The sequence below is a fragment of the Pantoea sp. 9140 genome (assembly GCF_000745295.1).
In the GTDB taxonomy this organism is placed as follows: Bacteria; Pseudomonadota; Gammaproteobacteria; order Enterobacterales; family Enterobacteriaceae; genus Pantoea; species Pantoea vagans.
This window is the reverse complement of record NZ_JQNO01000001.1, coordinates 2980541-2994746: the sequence shown is the minus strand read 5'-3', so window position 1 is coordinate 2994746 and position 14206 is coordinate 2980541. Positions and strand designations below refer to the sequence as shown.

General features: G+C 53.0%; 15 protein-coding genes and 1 other annotated feature. Of the genes, 10 read left to right on the top strand and 5 right to left on the bottom strand.

Annotation, left to right across the window (positions count from 1 at the left end; genetic code table 11):
• Positions 1–109 precede the first annotated feature (109 nt).
• The 5 genes from ffh to rplS all read left to right on the top strand — a co-directional run bounded on the left by ffh (position 110) and on the right by rplS (position 3618).
• Positions 110–1471 carry a signal recognition particle protein gene (gene ffh / locus FA92_RS13835; RefSeq protein WP_033783950.1) on the top strand — a complete coding sequence of 454 codons (1362 nt, stop codon included), beginning with the start codon at positions 110–112 and terminating at the stop codon, positions 1469–1471.
• Positions 1472–1612: 141 nt separating this feature from the next.
• Entirely contained in the window at positions 1613–1861 is a 249-nt protein-coding gene (gene rpsP, locus FA92_RS13830) for a 30S ribosomal protein S16 (RefSeq protein WP_003849041.1), read from the top strand.
• Between the two features lie 18 nt (positions 1862–1879).
• Complete coding sequence (gene rimM, locus FA92_RS13825) at positions 1880–2428, top strand: ribosome maturation factor RimM (protein WP_013358818.1); 549 nt, start codon at positions 1880–1882, stop codon at positions 2426–2428.
• Positions 2429–2463: 35 nt separating this feature from the next.
• Positions 2464–3228, top strand: a complete 765-nt coding sequence (trmD, locus tag FA92_RS13820) for a tRNA (guanosine(37)-N1)-methyltransferase TrmD (RefSeq protein ID WP_013358817.1) — start codon at positions 2464–2466, stop codon at positions 3226–3228.
• Between the two features lie 42 nt (positions 3229–3270).
• Positions 3271–3618: a 50S ribosomal protein L19 gene (gene rplS, locus FA92_RS13815; RefSeq protein WP_003849035.1), complete on the top strand. Its 348-nt coding sequence runs from the start codon at positions 3271–3273 to the stop codon at positions 3616–3618.
• A gap of 96 nt (positions 3619–3714) precedes the next feature.
• Here the strand turns inward: rplS and FA92_RS13810 are convergent, their stop codons facing one another.
• Positions 3715–4251: a GNAT family N-acetyltransferase gene (locus FA92_RS13810; protein ID WP_033783949.1), complete on the bottom strand. Its 537-nt coding sequence runs from the start codon at positions 4249–4251 to the stop codon at positions 3715–3717.
• A gap of 288 nt (positions 4252–4539) precedes the next feature.
• Between FA92_RS13810 and FA92_RS13805 the strand changes: the two genes are divergently transcribed.
• Together FA92_RS13805 and tyrA are read left to right on the top strand one after the other, a co-directional pair.
• Complete coding sequence (locus FA92_RS13805) at positions 4540–5619, top strand: 3-deoxy-7-phosphoheptulonate synthase (RefSeq protein ID WP_033783948.1); 1080 nt, start codon at positions 4540–4542, stop codon at positions 5617–5619.
• A gap of 5 nt (positions 5620–5624) precedes the next feature.
• Positions 5625–6746: a bifunctional chorismate mutase/prephenate dehydrogenase gene (tyrA, locus tag FA92_RS13800; protein ID WP_013358814.1), complete on the top strand. Its 1122-nt coding sequence runs from the start codon at positions 5625–5627 to the stop codon at positions 6744–6746.
• A gap of 41 nt (positions 6747–6787) precedes the next feature.
• Here tyrA and pheA read toward each other — a convergent pair whose 3' ends face one another.
• The 4 genes from pheA to bamD all read right to left on the bottom strand — a co-directional run bounded on the left by pheA (position 6788) and on the right by bamD (position 9535).
• Positions 6788–7951 (bottom strand): bifunctional chorismate mutase/prephenate dehydratase, encoded by a 1164-nt coding sequence (gene pheA, locus FA92_RS13795; RefSeq protein ID WP_033783947.1) that lies wholly within the window; start codon positions 7949–7951, stop codon positions 6788–6790.
• Positions 7952–7973: 22 nt separating this feature from the next.
• Positions 7974–8098, bottom strand: a sequence feature (Phe leader region).
• A complete protein-coding gene (pheL, locus tag FA92_RS23500) occupies positions 8050–8097 on the bottom strand; it encodes a pheA operon leader peptide PheL (RefSeq protein ID WP_187507180.1) in 48 nt (15 codons plus the stop codon). Its footprint overlaps the feature before it by 48 nt.
• An 88-nt stretch (positions 8099–8186) precedes the next feature.
• Positions 8187–8522 carry a ribosome-associated translation inhibitor RaiA gene (gene raiA, locus FA92_RS13790; RefSeq protein WP_013358812.1) on the bottom strand — a complete coding sequence of 112 codons (336 nt, stop codon included), beginning with the start codon at positions 8520–8522 and terminating at the stop codon, positions 8187–8189.
• A gap of 281 nt (positions 8523–8803) precedes the next feature.
• On the bottom strand, positions 8804–9535 hold the full coding sequence (bamD, locus tag FA92_RS13785; protein WP_009086788.1) for an outer membrane protein assembly factor BamD: 732 nt from the start codon (positions 9533–9535) through the stop codon (positions 8804–8806).
• Positions 9536–9664: 129 nt separating this feature from the next.
• On the opposite strand from bamD, the gene rluD reads away from it, so the two are divergent.
• The 3 genes from rluD (at position 9665) to clpB (ending at position 14070) form a co-directional block, all read left to right on the top strand.
• Positions 9665–10642, top strand: a complete 978-nt coding sequence (rluD, locus tag FA92_RS13780) for a 23S rRNA pseudouridine(1911/1915/1917) synthase RluD (RefSeq protein WP_033783946.1) — start codon at positions 9665–9667, stop codon at positions 10640–10642.
• On the top strand, positions 10642–11370 hold the full coding sequence (gene yfiH / locus FA92_RS13775; RefSeq protein WP_033783945.1) for a purine nucleoside phosphorylase YfiH: 729 nt from the start codon (positions 10642–10644) through the stop codon (positions 11368–11370). Before rluD ends, yfiH begins: the two co-directional genes overlap by 1 nt.
• A gap of 114 nt (positions 11371–11484) precedes the next feature.
• Entirely contained in the window at positions 11485–14070 is a 2586-nt protein-coding gene (gene clpB, locus FA92_RS13770) for an ATP-dependent chaperone ClpB (protein WP_179291149.1), read from the top strand.
• Positions 14071–14206: the final 136 nt, after the last annotated feature.

Below are 14206 nucleotides of genomic sequence, written 5' to 3'. Positions count from 1 at the left end.
GGCTCCAAACGATCTGAGGGGCAATTGCAGAGATCGCCGAGGCTTCGTGTTATAATCCGCCGCATTCTGCCGATCAGGCACCTCGCGATCTTTTTTTTAGTGAGAGACCATGTTTGATAATTTAACCGATCGTTTGTCGCAAACCCTGCGAAATATCAGCGGCCGCGGAAGGCTGACTGAAGAGAACATCAAAGAGACCCTGCGTGAAGTGCGCATGGCGCTGCTTGAAGCTGACGTTGCACTGCCGGTGGTGCGTGACTTCATCAACCGTGTGAAAGAGAGCGCGGTCGGCCATGATGTGAATAAAAGCCTGACGCCAGGTCAGGAGTTCATCAAAATCGTTCGTAACGAGCTGGTTACGGCGATGGGTGCAGAGAACAATGCACTCGACCTGGCAGCTCAGCCACCAGCCGTAGTACTGATGGCGGGCCTGCAGGGTGCCGGTAAAACTACCAGCGTCGCTAAGCTGGGTAAGTTCCTGCGTGAGAAACATAAGAAGAAAGTCTTAGTGGTTTCTGCCGACGTCTATCGTCCGGCGGCAATCAAACAGCTGGAAACACTGGCACAGCAGGTTGGCGTGGATTTCTGTCCGTCCGATCTCAGTCAGAAGCCGGTCGATATCGTTAACAATGCGCTGCGTGAAGCCCGCCTGAAGTTCTACGATGTGCTGCTGGTGGATACTGCCGGTCGTCTGCACGTTGACGAAGCGATGATGGACGAAATCAAACAGGTTCATGCCGCGATTAAACCGGTAGAAACACTGTTTGTGGTCGATGCCATGACCGGTCAGGATGCCGCAAACACGGCGAAAGCCTTTAATGAAGCGCTGCCGCTGACCGGGGTTATCCTGACCAAGGTCGACGGCGATGCCCGCGGTGGTGCAGCGCTGTCGATTCGCCATATCACCGGCAAGCCGATTAAATTCATGGGTGTCGGTGAAAAAACCGAAGCGCTTGAACCGTTCTATCCTGACCGTATTGCGTCACGTATCCTCGGCATGGGTGACGTGCTGTCACTGATCGAAGATATCGAAAGCAAGGTTGACCGTGATCAGGCGGAGAAACTGGCTAAGAAGCTGAAGACCGGCGACGGTTTTGATCTCAACGACTTCCTTGAGCAGCTGAAGCAGATGCGCAACATGGGCGGCATGGCCAGCCTGATGGGCAAACTGCCCGGTATGGGACAGTTGCCTGACAATGTGAAATCGCAGATGGATGACAAGGTGCTGGTACGCATGGAAGCCATCATCAACTCGATGACGCGCAAAGAGCGTGAGAAACCAGAAATCATCAAAGGCTCGCGCAAGCGCCGCATTGCAACCGGCTCCGGAATGCAGGTGCAGGACGTTAACCGCTTATTGAAGCAGTTCGACGACATGCAGCGTATGATGAAGAAAATGAAGAAGGGCGGTATGGCGAAAATGATGCGCGGCATGAAGGGTATGATGCCGCCAGGATTCCCCGGCCGCTAAGCGTTCCACAAAAAAGCCCGGAAAGGCACGGTTTAGGTTGCTTTTTTCGCCAAAATGAGTAAAATTTTCGGGCTTTTTATACAGCACCCGGACCCCGTTCCTCGATGGGGGCCGGGTGTTTTATTAACTGAAGAGGATGTTATGGTAACAATTCGTTTGGCACGTCACGGCGCTAAAAAGCGTCCGTTCTATCAGGTCGTCGTTACTGACAGCCGCAATGCACGCAACGGTCGTTTCATCGAGCGCGTTGGTTTCTTCAACCCGATCGCATCTGGTCAGGCTGAAGGTCTGCGTCTGGATCTGGACCGTATCGAGCACTGGGTTGGCCAGGGCGCAACACTCTCTGATCGCGTTAACGCGCTGGTCAAAGAAGCTAAGAAAGCAGCTTAATCTGTCACGGTGGTGAGCATGAGCAGACAACTTGCCGCACAGCCTCCTGTTAACCCGATTGTATTGGGTAAGATGGGAGCCGCCTACGGTATTCGCGGCTGGCTCAAAGTGTTTTCCTCCACTGAAGACGCTGAAAGCATCTTCAACTACCAACCCTGGTTCATCCAGCGCGCCGGTAAATGGCAGCAGGTCGAACTGGAAGGTTGGAAGCACCACAATCAGGACCTGATCATCAAAGTCAAAGGCATTGACGATCGGGATGCGGCGGCTCAGTTAACCAATTGCGAAATTCAGGTTGACTCGACGCAGTTGCCATCGCTTGAAGAGGGCGACTACTACTGGAAAGACCTTATGGGCTGCCAGGTAGTTAACCTTGAAGGCTACGAGATGGGTAAAGTCATCGACATGATGGAAACCGGCTCGAACGACGTACTCGTCGTTAAGGCAAACCTGAAAGATGCATTCGGTGCTCAGGAGCGGTTAATTCCGTTTCTTGATGAACAGGTTATCAGGAAAGTCGATCTCTCTACTGGCGTCATTGAGGTAGATTGGGATCCTGGTTTTTGATCTCCGAATCGAACGGTAACGTAACGGCGAATACAATGTGGATTGGTGTTATCAGCCTGTTTCCAGAAATGTTTCGCGCTATTACCGATTACGGGGTAACTGGCCGGGCTGTAAAAAACGGTCTGCTCAGCATTCAGAGCTGGAGTCCTCGTGACTTCACGCACGACCGGCACCGTACCGTGGATGATCGTCCTTACGGCGGCGGACCGGGAATGCTGATGATGGTACAACCCTTACGGGATGCCATCTCCGCAGCGAAAGCAGCGGCAGGTGATGGCGCCAGAGTGATATATCTTTCACCTCAGGGTCGCAAACTGGACCAACAGGGCGTTTGCGAACTGGCGGCACGGGACAAGTTAATTCTGGTCTGTGGCCGTTATGAAGGGATTGATGAGCGCGTAATTCATTCCGAAATTGACGAAGAATGGTCAATCGGTGATTACGTTCTCAGCGGCGGGGAACTGCCAGCAATGACGATGATTGATGCAGTTGCCCGGTTTATTCCAGGCGTACTCGGCAAGCAGGCGTCAGCCGATGAGGATTCGTTCTCTGATGGCTTGCTGGATTGTCCGCACTATACCCGACCTGAAGTGTTAGACGGCGTGGAGGTCCCGGCAGTATTACTGTCAGGTAACCATGCTGATATTCGCCGCTGGCGTCTGAAGCAGTCGCTAGGCCGTACCTGGCTGAGAAGACCTGAACTTCTGGAAAACCTGGCTCTGACTGAAGAGCAAGCAAGGTTGCTGAATGAGTTCCAGCGGGAATCTCAGCAGCAACAAAACGATGATGTGGAAGAGTGATCTTCCCCGACTATCAGTTTACCCAGGATATGAGATTTAATTATGAGCAACATTATCAAGCAAATTGAACAAGAGCAGATGAAACAGGACGTACCTTCCTTCCGCCCGGGTGATTCCGTGGAAGTGAAAGTATGGGTCGTTGAAGGTTCTAAAAAACGTCTGCAGGCATTCGAGGGCGTGGTTATCGCTATTCGTAACCGCGGTCTGCACTCTGCATTCACTGTTCGCAAAATTTCTAACGGCGAAGGCGTTGAGCGTGTATTCCAGACTCATTCACCTGTTATTGACAGCATCGCTGTTAAACGTCGTGGCGCTGTGCGTAAAGCCAAACTGTACTACCTGCGTGAGCGTACTGGTAAGTCTGCTCGTATTAAAGAGCGTCTTAACTAAGGTATCGCTAACGCGACATCTAAAAGTTAATAGCAAACAAGGGGTTGGCATCTGCCAGCCCCTTTTTTTGTCCTGATGACAACCAGATGGCAGCAGTTAACCAGCATCCGGCCGCTGAAAATGATAAATCGCGGTATTCACCGGCCCCGCCTCTAATACGATCAGGCCATAGCGACAGCCAATAAACTGGCCGCCGCACTTCTCCGCTACGCCCCGACTGGCCAGGTTATCCTCAGCGGCCAGAATTTCAATCACCCGTGTCTCCGGGCGTGAAAATCCCAGCGGCAGCAGCTTTGTTACCGCGCGGCTCGCGATCCCCTGACGCTGTGCATCACTACGAACCCAGTAGCCAATTGCGCTGGTGTCACCCGGATGACGGGCAAAGCGTATGCCTGCGCCACCCAGCAGCCGGTCATGTTGATCGACAATCGCAAACTCTTCTGCTTCCTCCTTCATCCGCTGCCAGTGAGTAAAGCGGATCCAGCTTTCTGCTTCGTGAGGCTGATAATCGTGATGCGCCCAGACCATCCAGGGGATCAGGCTGTCCAGAGAGGCATTAACCGCAGCAGTAAATGCGGCTATGTCATTGAGCTCAAACGGTCGCAGATAAATTTTCTGTAGCGATGGGCGCATAACTCTCTCAGTTTTAACAGAATCATTCTTTCATTCTGCCTGTGGGGAGCAGAAACGCAACATACGCATGTGTAAACATATAATTACATTATGGTAGCTCGCCATTTTTTGCGTATCTTAATTAATGTTATGAATTTAAAGGTTATTTAATTGGTAAGCTTGGCAGTGTTTGATTTGTGGTAATAAATGTGTACATATAATATTGCGCTATGTATTGCCTGTGATACAGTATTTGCATTCCTCAATGAGGAGCCACAATCAGCTAATACGAGCTAAAGGATCGCCATCATGCAAAAAGACGCGCTGAACAATGTTCATATCGCCGGTGAACAGGTACTCATTACGCCTGAAGAGCTGAAAGCGAAGTTTCCACTGACTACTGAACAGCAGGAGCAGGTCGCGGCGTCCCGCCAGACTATCTCTGACATTATTGCCGGCCGCGATCCGCGTCTGCTGGTGGTGTGCGGACCCTGCTCGATTCACGATACTGAAGTGGCGCTTGAATATGCTCATCGTCTGCAAACCCTTTCTGAAGAGCTGAAAGATCAGCTTTATATCGTGATGCGCGTCTATTTTGAAAAGCCTCGTACGACTGTCGGCTGGAAAGGGCTGATTAATGATCCTTACATGGATAACTCGTTTGATATGGAAGCGGGTCTGCACATTGCGCGTCAGCTGCTGGTGAACCTGGTTGAAATGGGCCTGCCGCTGGCGACTGAAGCATTGGATCCGAATAGCCCGCAATACCTGGGCGACCTGTTCAGCTGGTCTGCCATTGGCGCACGGACGACAGAATCTCAGACGCACCGTGAAATGGCCTCGGGCCTGTCTATGCCGGTCGGCTTTAAAAACGGCACCGATGGCAGTCTGGGAACGGCAATCAACGCCATGCGTGCTGCTGCAATGCCGCACCGTTTTGTCGGGATCAATCAGGCTGGTCAGGTCTGCCTGCTGCAGACGCAGGGCAATCCGGATGGTCACGTGATTCTGCGTGGTGGCAAAGCGCCGAACTACGGTCCTGAAGATGTCGCGCAGTGTGAAAAAGAGATGCTCAAAGCGGGACTGCGTCCAGCCTTAATGATAGATTGCAGCCATGGCAATTCGAACAAAGACTACAGCCGTCAGCCTGGCGTAGCGGAATCCGCTATCGCGCAGATCAAAGACGGTAACCGTTCAATCATTGGTCTGATGCTGGAAAGCCATATCAATGAGGGTAATCAGTCTTCTGAACAGCCACGCAGCGAAATGAAGTATGGCGTTTCCGTAACTGATGCCTGCATCAACTGGGAAGTGACCGAAACGTTGCTGCGTGAGATGCATCAGGATCTGCAGGGAGTGCTGTCGGCGCGTCTGTCACAAGAGGTGTAAGAGCAATGGTGGCTGAACTGACCGCGTTACGCGATCAAATTGACAGTGTTGATAAAGCGCTGCTGGATCTGCTGGCTAAACGGCTGGAGCTGGTAGCGGAAGTAGGGGAGGTCAAGAGCCGTTACGGACTGCCTATCTATGTCCCTGAACGGGAAGCGTCTATGCTGGCTTCCCGTCGCAAAGAGGCTGAGGCGCTCGGTGTACCACCGGATTTGATAGAGGATGTGCTGCGTCGTGTGATGCGTGAATCCTATACCAGCGAAAATGACAAAGGCTTTAAAACCCTCTGTCCTGAACTGCGCCCGGTGGTGATCGTCGGTGGCAAGGGCCAGATGGGCCGGTTGTTCGAAAAAATGCTCGGGCTGTCAGGCTATACGGTCAAAACGCTGGATAAAGAGGATTGGCCACAGGCTGAGTCACTGCTTAGTGATGCCGGCATGGTGATCATCAGTGTGCCGATTCACCTGACCGAGCAGGTCATTGCTCAGCTGCCGCCACTGCCTGAAGATTGTATCCTGGTCGATCTGGCGTCAGTGAAAAACCGCCCTCTGCAGGCGATGCTGGCCGCTCATAACGGCCCGGTGCTGGGTCTGCATCCGATGTTTGGCCCGGACAGCGGCAGTCTGGCAAAACAGGTGGTGGTCTGGTGTGATGGCCGACAGCCGGAAGCCTACCAGTGGTTCCTGGAGCAGATTCAGGTCTGGGGTGCGCGTCTGCACCGTATCAGCGCGGTTGAGCATGACCAGAACATGGCCTTCATTCAGGCGCTCCGTCACTTTGCCACCTTTGCCTATGGCCTGCATTTAGCTGAAGAGAACGTCAATCTCGATCAGCTATTGGCGCTCTCGTCGCCGATTTACCGGCTGGAACTGGCGATGGTGGGACGATTGTTCGCGCAGGATCCGCAGCTTTATGCGGATATCATCATGTCCTCAGAGAGCAATCTGGCGCTGATCAAACGCTATTACCAGCGGTTTGGCGAAGCAATAGCCCTGCTGGAGCAGGGTGACAAGCAGGCGTTTATTGCCAGCTTTAACCGGGTAGAGCAGTGGTTTGGCGATCACGCGAAACGCTTCCTGGTTGAAAGCCGCAGTCTGTTGCGTTCGGCCAATGACAGCCGTCCATAAATGAAGAAGGCATCCAATCGGATGCCTTTTTTCTTTTCTTTTTATTCGCCAGGGTCAACTGGCACCACATTCTCGCTGGGATAGCAGCCCAGCACCTTCAGCGAGCGTGTCATGGTTTGCAGTTCCTGAAGCGCCTGCTGCATCCGCTCTGACTGCAGATTGCCCTGCACATCAATGTAAAACATCTCTTCCCACGGATTGCCATTAATCGGGCGGGACTCCAGCTTGCTCATAATCAGATTGTGCTTACGCAGAACCAGCAGCGCATCGACCAGCGCACCTGCCTGCTGGCCGGTTGCCATGATCAGCGTGGTTTTCGCCGGGACCTGGTCCGACACCTCAATTGGTTTGCGGGCCAGCACGATAAAGCGGGTATGGTTCTGCTGCTGATTGGCCAGATTACGTTCCAGCACCTGCAACTGATAGAGCTCGCCGCCTGCTTCACTACCCAGCGCTGCCACCTTAGGTGAGTTGAGCGCAGCCACTTTCTCCATCGCTGCTGCGGTACTCTCGGTATATTCGATTTTCCAGTGCGGGAAGCGGTTAATGAACTGGCTGCACTGCTGGAAGGGTTGAGGATGGCTGTACACCGTCTCAATCTGCTGCAGATCGGTGGGACCATTTACCAGTACGCAGTGGTCGATAGGTAAGGTTAATTCGCCCACGATAGAGAGGCTGGTCTGTTGCAGCAGATCGTAGACGTCGTTAATAGAGCCCGAACTGGTATTCTCAATCGGCATTACGGCGTAATCAGCCACGCCATTCTCGACCTGTTTGATGATGTCGTGAAACTTCAGGCAGCCACATTCCACCATGCTATCGAAATGGCGCGATGCGTAGTTGCGTGCGGCAAGATGTGAGTAAGAGCCTTTCGGACCAAGGAAAGCGATGCGGGCGGCATGCGCATGGGGATGGTTGAGGTTTTTCTGCAGCAGTGCCTGCTGAGTCAGCACGGAATCTTCGATGACCAGCTGGAACAGGCGGGTGATGTAGTGCGCATCCAGTTTGTGCGCTTTACCGAGCACAATCAGATTCTCCAGCAGCGCACGTTCGCGCTCCACATCGCGAATCGGGCGATGCGTTGCCAGTTTCGCTTGCGCGACTTCAACTGCCAGCAGACGACGCTCGGCCAGCAGCGTCAGAAGTTTTTTATCCACTGCGCTGATCTTGTCGCGTAGCGCCAGCAATGGATTGTCGGGATTCATAGGGCTCACCTGTATGCTATCCAATAAAAAAGCCTCCCGGTTGGGAGGCTTCGTTGTTCGTCTTCGCTTTCATTTTCACACGACGAATGGCCTCCCGTTCAGGGGAAGGTAAAAAAGAAAGCGAAGAAAAACAGATCAAGTTTCATGGGAATGTCCGAAAAGAGAGTGACCTGAGAGTAACCGTACTGCTTAAAAGCTGTCAATAAAAAACGCGCCCGAAGGCGCGTTAACAAACTCAGGACTCTTCGTCGGCGGGGATAATATCTTTTACGCTGGCACTGGCGCGGCGTGCTTCAGACTTATGCTGAACTTTATTCAGCTGACGTTCGAGCTTCGCAATCAAATCGTTGATCGCGGTGTACATATCATCATGCTTGGCGCTGGCCACCAGAGTCCCGTTAGGTGTGTTAATGGTGGCGTCAGCCACGAATTCTTTGGGCTCTTTGGACAGGACAATATGCGGGTTAATCAGGTCAGTTTGCCATTTTTCGAGCTTGGCGAGACGGTCTTCAACATGGCTTCGGATTGCCGGAGTAATTTCCATTTGTTTACTGGTAATGTTCAGAATCATCGTTCTTACCTCTCTGTCATTTCCGTCTTGGTCTTTTCAGCATAGCGTGAAAAAGCGTTGAATGTGCGATTTCGATCACGAAAAAATGTCACTTTTTGTCAGTCACGACATTCTGTGAGAAAGGCTGAGAAACTGGCTGAAATGGCTTGAAGCGAAACGATTAACACGGCATGCTTGATGAGTTAGCTCGCTGGCATCAGATCCACTTCTGACTGTTCTTTGAGCAAAAAAAAGCAGCCATCGCAGGCTGCTTTTTTTATGGCTGAAAAACTATCGGGCTATCAGCTGTTGTTCGCTGCAATGATTTTGGCCACTTTGTCTGCTTCAGCGTTGAGCTGCAGATTGCGGTAAGCATTTTCCATCAGCGGCAGCGCATCGTGTGTTGCCTGAGTATCCGGATAATCGCGCATCATACCTTCGACACGGTTAACAACCGCGACATACGCCTCACGCTTAGTATAGAATTGCGCCACTGACAGCTCATATTTCGCCAGGCGGTCTTTCAGATAGACCAGGCGTTTCTGAGCATCAGCCGCATACTGGCTGTTCGGGTAACTGCGCAGCAGCTGGGAGAAGTCGCGGAAGGCATCACGAGCGTGCGTCGGATCGCGGTCAGAACGATCGATACCAAAGAAGCCCTGCAGTGCTGAGTCATCCAGCGCCATGTCCGTCAGACCTTTCATATAGATGACATAGTCAATGTTCGGATGTGTGGGGTTAAGACGCATAAAGCGGGCAATGGCAGCCTGCGCCAGGGGCAGATCGGCATTTTTATAGTACGCGTAGATTAAATCCAGCTGCACCTGCTGCGAATAAGGACCGAACGGATAACGATTATCCAGCGCTTCCAGTTGCTTAATCGCGGCTTTAAAGTTACCGTCCTGCAGCTTTTGCTGCGCTGTAGCATAGATTTCAGAAGGCGGGCTGTCCGGTACCGCGTCATTTGAGCCGGAACAACCAACAAGTGCCAGGCTCAGTGTGGCAGCAGCCACCAGATGTTTCATACGCGTCATGACGAAGTGATTATCCTCAAATGTTATGGCGGAAGCTGTCCGTATAGCTCCCGGTAATGACCAGGTACGATAGCACATTATATTAAACGGCATCGCCGTGAAAACCCAACGTTAACGAAGAAGCTGTATATGGCACAACAAGTTCAACTCACCGCAACGGTATCCGAATCACAACTCGGACAACGCTTAGATCAGACTTTGGCGGAATTGTTCCCTGATTATTCACGTTCCCGCATAAAAGAGTGGATCCTCGACCGTCGCGTAACAGTAAACGGCGTCATGGTCGATACACCTAAAGAAAAAGTGCTGGGCGGCGAGCTGGTCGCGATTGACGCTGAGATCGAAGAGGCACAGCGCTGGGAACCGCAAAATCTGCCACTCGACATCGTTTATGAAGATGAAGACATCATCGTCATCAACAAACCACGCGACTTTGTGGTTCACCCTGGCGCCGGTAATCCGGATGGCACGGTACTCAACGCCTTACTTCATCACTATCCGGCGATTATGGATGTGCCACGCGCGGGCATCGTACACCGCCTGGATAAAGACACCACCGGTTTAATGGTGGTGGCGAAAACTGTACCGGCTCAGACGCATCTGGTGGACTCGCTGCAACGTCGCGAAATCACTCGTGAATATGAAGCGGTCGCTATTGGTAATATGACGGCGGGCGGCACGGTTGAGCAGCCTATCAGCCGCCACTCAACCAAACGCACCCACATGGCGGTTCACCCGATGGGTAAGCCGGCGGTGACGCATTACCGCATCATGGAGCACTTCCGCGCGCATACCCGTCTGCGTCTGCGCCTGGAAACGGGTCGTACTCACCAGATCCGTGTGCATATGTCTCACATCAGCCATCCGCTGGTGGGCGATCCGCTTTATGGTGGCCGTCCGCGTCCGCCAAAAGGCGCATCAGAGGCATTTATCACTACGCTGCGCAGTTTTGATCGTCAGGCTCTGCACGCTACCATGCTGCGTCTGTATCACCCTATCAGCGGGATTGAAATGGAATTCCATGCGGCGCTTCCGCAGGATATGGTTGATCTGATCGCGGCGTTAAAAGCAGACACCGAAGAATTTAAAGACCAGATGAACTGGTGATGAATCTGATTACGCCTCAATGGCCCGCTCCGTCACGCGTTCGGGCCTGCTCGACGCAGCGACAGGGTGGCATTAGCACATCGCCCTGGGATGCACTGAATCTCGGCGGTCACGTAGGGGATAATCCGGATACGGTAACGCGTAACCGGCAGTTGCTGGTTGAAGAGGCGGGCTTGCCTGCGATGCCGCAGTGGCTGGATCAGGTTCATGGCACGGAGGTTGGGCGTCTGGCTGCAGGAGAAGGTACGCCATTACGTGCCGATGCCTGTATCACCGATCAGCCCGGCGTCGTCTGCGCCATCATGACCGCTGACTGCCTGCCGGTTCTGTTCTGTTCGCAGGATGGGACGGAAGTGGCGGCAGCACATGCAGGCTGGCGCGGACTGTGTGCGGGTGTACTGGAAAATACCCTGGCGCAGTTTCGTTCCCCGCCGGATCAGATCCATGCCTGGCTGGGTCCGGCAATCGGGCCGGATGCATTTGAGGTCGGTGCAGAAGTACGTGAGGCCTTTATAGCTCAGGATCCTCGCGCCGTGCAGGCTTTCCGCCCCTCAGGCGAGAAATTTTACGCTGATATCTGGCTGCTGGCGCGTAGGCGACTGCAGGCTGCGGGCGTGAAATCAATCAGTGCCGACAGCCGTTGTACCTTTACGCAGCGCGACGATTTCTTCTCCTTCCGCCGCGATGGGATCACCGGGCGTATGGCAACTTTGATCTGGCTGTTATAACCTTACGCCATAAGACGGTCCAGTTAGCGTATTTTTTACTCAAATCTCAGGTCATTAACCTTGAAATTTTTGAGGGATGACCTCATTTAATCTCCAGTAGCATTTTGACCTGTAATGGGAGGAATTATGCGTCTGGATCGTCTTACTAACAAATTTCAGCTGGCTCTCGCCGACGCGCAGTCCCTGGCTCTGGGACACGACAACCAATTCATTGAACCTCTGCACCTGATGAGCGCGTTGCTCAAACAGGAAGGCGGATCGGTTTCACCTTTACTGACTTCTGCGGGTGTCAACGTTACCCCCTTACGCGTTCAGGTTGAGCAGGCCATCGATCGCCTGCCACAAGTTGAAGGCAGCGAAGGGGATGTACAACCCTCATCTGACCTCGTCCGGGTATTAAACCTGTGTGACAAGCTGGCGCAGAAGCGCAACGATAACTTTATTTCATCCGAATTATTTGTTCTGGCCGCCCTTGAATCTCGTGGTTCACTGGCCGATCTACTTAAAGCAGCGGGCGCAACGCGCGAAAAAATCACCAGTGCGATTGAACAGATGCGGGGAGGAGACAACGTGAACGATCAGGGGGCTGAAGATCAGCGCCAGGCATTGAAGAAATACACTATTGATCTGACCGAGCGTGCCGAGAAGGGCAAACTCGATCCGGTCATCGGCCGCGACGAAGAGATTCGCCGCACCATTCAGGTTCTGCAGCGCCGTACTAAAAATAACCCGGTGCTGATTGGTGAGCCTGGCGTGGGTAAAACCGCGATTGTCGAAGGGCTGGCGCAGCGCATCATTAACGGCGAAGTCCCTGAAGGTCTGAAAGGCCGCAGGGTACTGGCGCTGGATATGGGTGCGCTTGTGGCCGGGGCGAAATATCGCGGTGAATTCGAAGAGCGTCTGAAAGGCGTGCTGAGTGACCTGTCGAAGCAGGAAGGCAACGTCATTCTGTTTATTGACGAACTTCATACCATGGTAGGCGCCGGTAAAGCGGACGGTGCAATGGACGCCGGTAACATGCTTAAGCCTGCGCTGGCGCGTGGTGAACTGCACTGCGTGGGCGCCACTACGCTGGATGAGTACCGTCAGTACATTGAAAAAGATGCTGCGCTGGAGCGTCGTTTCCAGAAAGTCTTTGTGGCTGAGCCGAGTGTGGAAGACACCATCGCTATTCTGCGTGGCCTGAAAGAGCGTTACGAACTGCATCACCATGTGCAGATTACTGACCCGGCGATTGTCGCAGCGGCGACGCTGTCTCATCGTTACATTGCTGATCGCCAGTTGCCGGATAAAGCGATTGACCTGATTGATGAGGCGGCATCCAGCATTCGTATGCAGATGGACTCGAAGCCGGAGTCACTGGATCGTCTTGAGCGCCGCATCATTCAGCTGAAGCTGGAGCAGCAGGCGCTGAAGAAAGAGGCGGATGATGCCAGTATCAAACGTCTGGAGATGCTGGAAACTGAGCTGAACCAGAAAGAGCGCGAATATGCCGAGCTGGAAGATGAGTGGAAGACTGAGAAAGCTTCGCTGTCGGGCACGCAGAATATTAAAGCTGAACTTGAGCAGGCGCGTCTGAACTTAGAGCAGGCTCGTCGTCAGGGCGATCTCGCTCAGATGTCAGAACTGCAGTACGGTAAAATTCCGGAACTGGAAAAACAGCTAGCCGCAGCGACCCAGGCGGAAGGCAAAACCATGAAGCTACTGCGCAACCGTGTAACGGATGTGGAGATTGCGGATGTGCTGGCGCGCTGGACCGGTATCCCGGTGGCGCGAATGATGGAAGGTGAGCGCGATAAGTTACTGCGCATGGAACAGGATCTGCACGGCCGGGTCATCGGACAGGATGAAGCGGTTGAAGCGGTATCCAATGCCATCCGCCGTAGTCGCGCTGGCCTGTCAGATCCTAACCGGCCAATTGGTTCCTTCCTGTTCCTGGGACCTACCGGGGTAGGTAAGACCGAACTGTGTAAATCGCTGGCTAACTTCCTGTTCGACAGTGACGATGCGATGGTGCGTATCGACATGTCCGAATTTATGGAAAAACATTCGGTGTCGCGGCTGGTGGGCGCACCTCCGGGCTATGTCGGCTATGAAGAGGGCGGTTATCTGACCGAAGCGGTACGTCGTCGTCCTTATTCGGTCATTCTGCTGGATGAAGTTGAGAAGGCGCATCCTGATGTCTTCAACATTCTGCTGCAGGTGCTGGATGATGGGCGTCTGACGGATGGGCAGGGTCGTACGGTCGACTTCCGTAACAGTGTGGTGATCATGACCTCTAACCTGGGATCAGATTTAATCCAGGAACGGTTCGGCAATCTCAGCTACCCGGAAATGAAAGATATTGTGATGGGTGTGGTCGGACAGCATTTCCGTCCGGAATTCGTCAACCGTATTGATGAAGTGGTCGTCTTCCATCCGCTGGCAGAAAAACACATTGCGTCTATTGCGCAGATTCAGCTGCAGCGGTTGTATAAACGTCTGGATGAACGTGGTTATCAGCTGCACATCTCAGAGGATGCGATCAAACTGCTGGCCGAGAACGGATATGATCCGGTCTATGGTGCACGACCTCTCAAACGTGCGATACAGCAGCAGATTGAGAACCCGCTGGCTCAGCAGATCCTTGCCGGTTCGCTGGTGCCAGGCAAAACCATCGAAATGGATGTGGAAAACGACGTCATTACTGCACATCAGTAATAATGTGAGTTGAAAAACGGGCCACTGGCCCGTTTTTTTGCCCTTTTGCGGGGTTTTTGCTTATTTAGCATACCTTTTGAGTGCAAATTGAACGGTCAGTAAAAAAGTTATCATTTGCACTTGCGCTATCTGAGCC

What these genes read in the sequence shown, in the direction of transcription:
- ffh (WP_033783950.1), top strand. Translation starts at nt 110, where the DNA reads ATGTTTGATAATTTAACCGATCGTTTGTCGCAAACCCTGCGAAATATC.
- rpsP (WP_003849041.1), top strand. Translation starts at nt 1,613, where the DNA reads ATGGTAACAATTCGTTTGGCACGTCACGGCGCTAAAAAGCGTCCGTTC.
- rimM (WP_013358818.1), top strand. Translation starts at nt 1,880, where the DNA reads ATGAGCAGACAACTTGCCGCACAGCCTCCTGTTAACCCGATTGTATTG.
- trmD (WP_013358817.1), top strand. Translation starts at nt 2,464, where the DNA reads ATGTGGATTGGTGTTATCAGCCTGTTTCCAGAAATGTTTCGCGCTATT.
- rplS (WP_003849035.1), top strand. Translation starts at nt 3,271, where the DNA reads ATGAGCAACATTATCAAGCAAATTGAACAAGAGCAGATGAAACAGGAC.
- FA92_RS13810 (WP_033783949.1), bottom strand. Translation starts at nt 4,251, where the DNA reads ATGCGCCCATCGCTACAGAAAATTTATCTGCGACCGTTTGAGCTCAAT.
- FA92_RS13805 (WP_033783948.1), top strand. Translation starts at nt 4,540, where the DNA reads ATGCAAAAAGACGCGCTGAACAATGTTCATATCGCCGGTGAACAGGTA.
- tyrA (WP_013358814.1), top strand. Translation starts at nt 5,625, where the DNA reads ATGGTGGCTGAACTGACCGCGTTACGCGATCAAATTGACAGTGTTGAT.
- pheA (WP_033783947.1), bottom strand. Translation starts at nt 7,951, where the DNA reads ATGAATCCCGACAATCCATTGCTGGCGCTACGCGACAAGATCAGCGCA.
- raiA (WP_013358812.1), bottom strand. Translation starts at nt 8,522, where the DNA reads ATGATTCTGAACATTACCAGTAAACAAATGGAAATTACTCCGGCAATC.
- bamD (WP_009086788.1), bottom strand. Translation starts at nt 9,535, where the DNA reads ATGACGCGTATGAAACATCTGGTGGCTGCTGCCACACTGAGCCTGGCA.
- rluD (WP_033783946.1), top strand. Translation starts at nt 9,665, where the DNA reads ATGGCACAACAAGTTCAACTCACCGCAACGGTATCCGAATCACAACTC.
- yfiH (WP_033783945.1), top strand. Translation starts at nt 10,642, where the DNA reads ATGAATCTGATTACGCCTCAATGGCCCGCTCCGTCACGCGTTCGGGCC.
- clpB (WP_179291149.1), top strand. Translation starts at nt 11,485, where the DNA reads ATGGGAGGAATTATGCGTCTGGATCGTCTTACTAACAAATTTCAGCTG.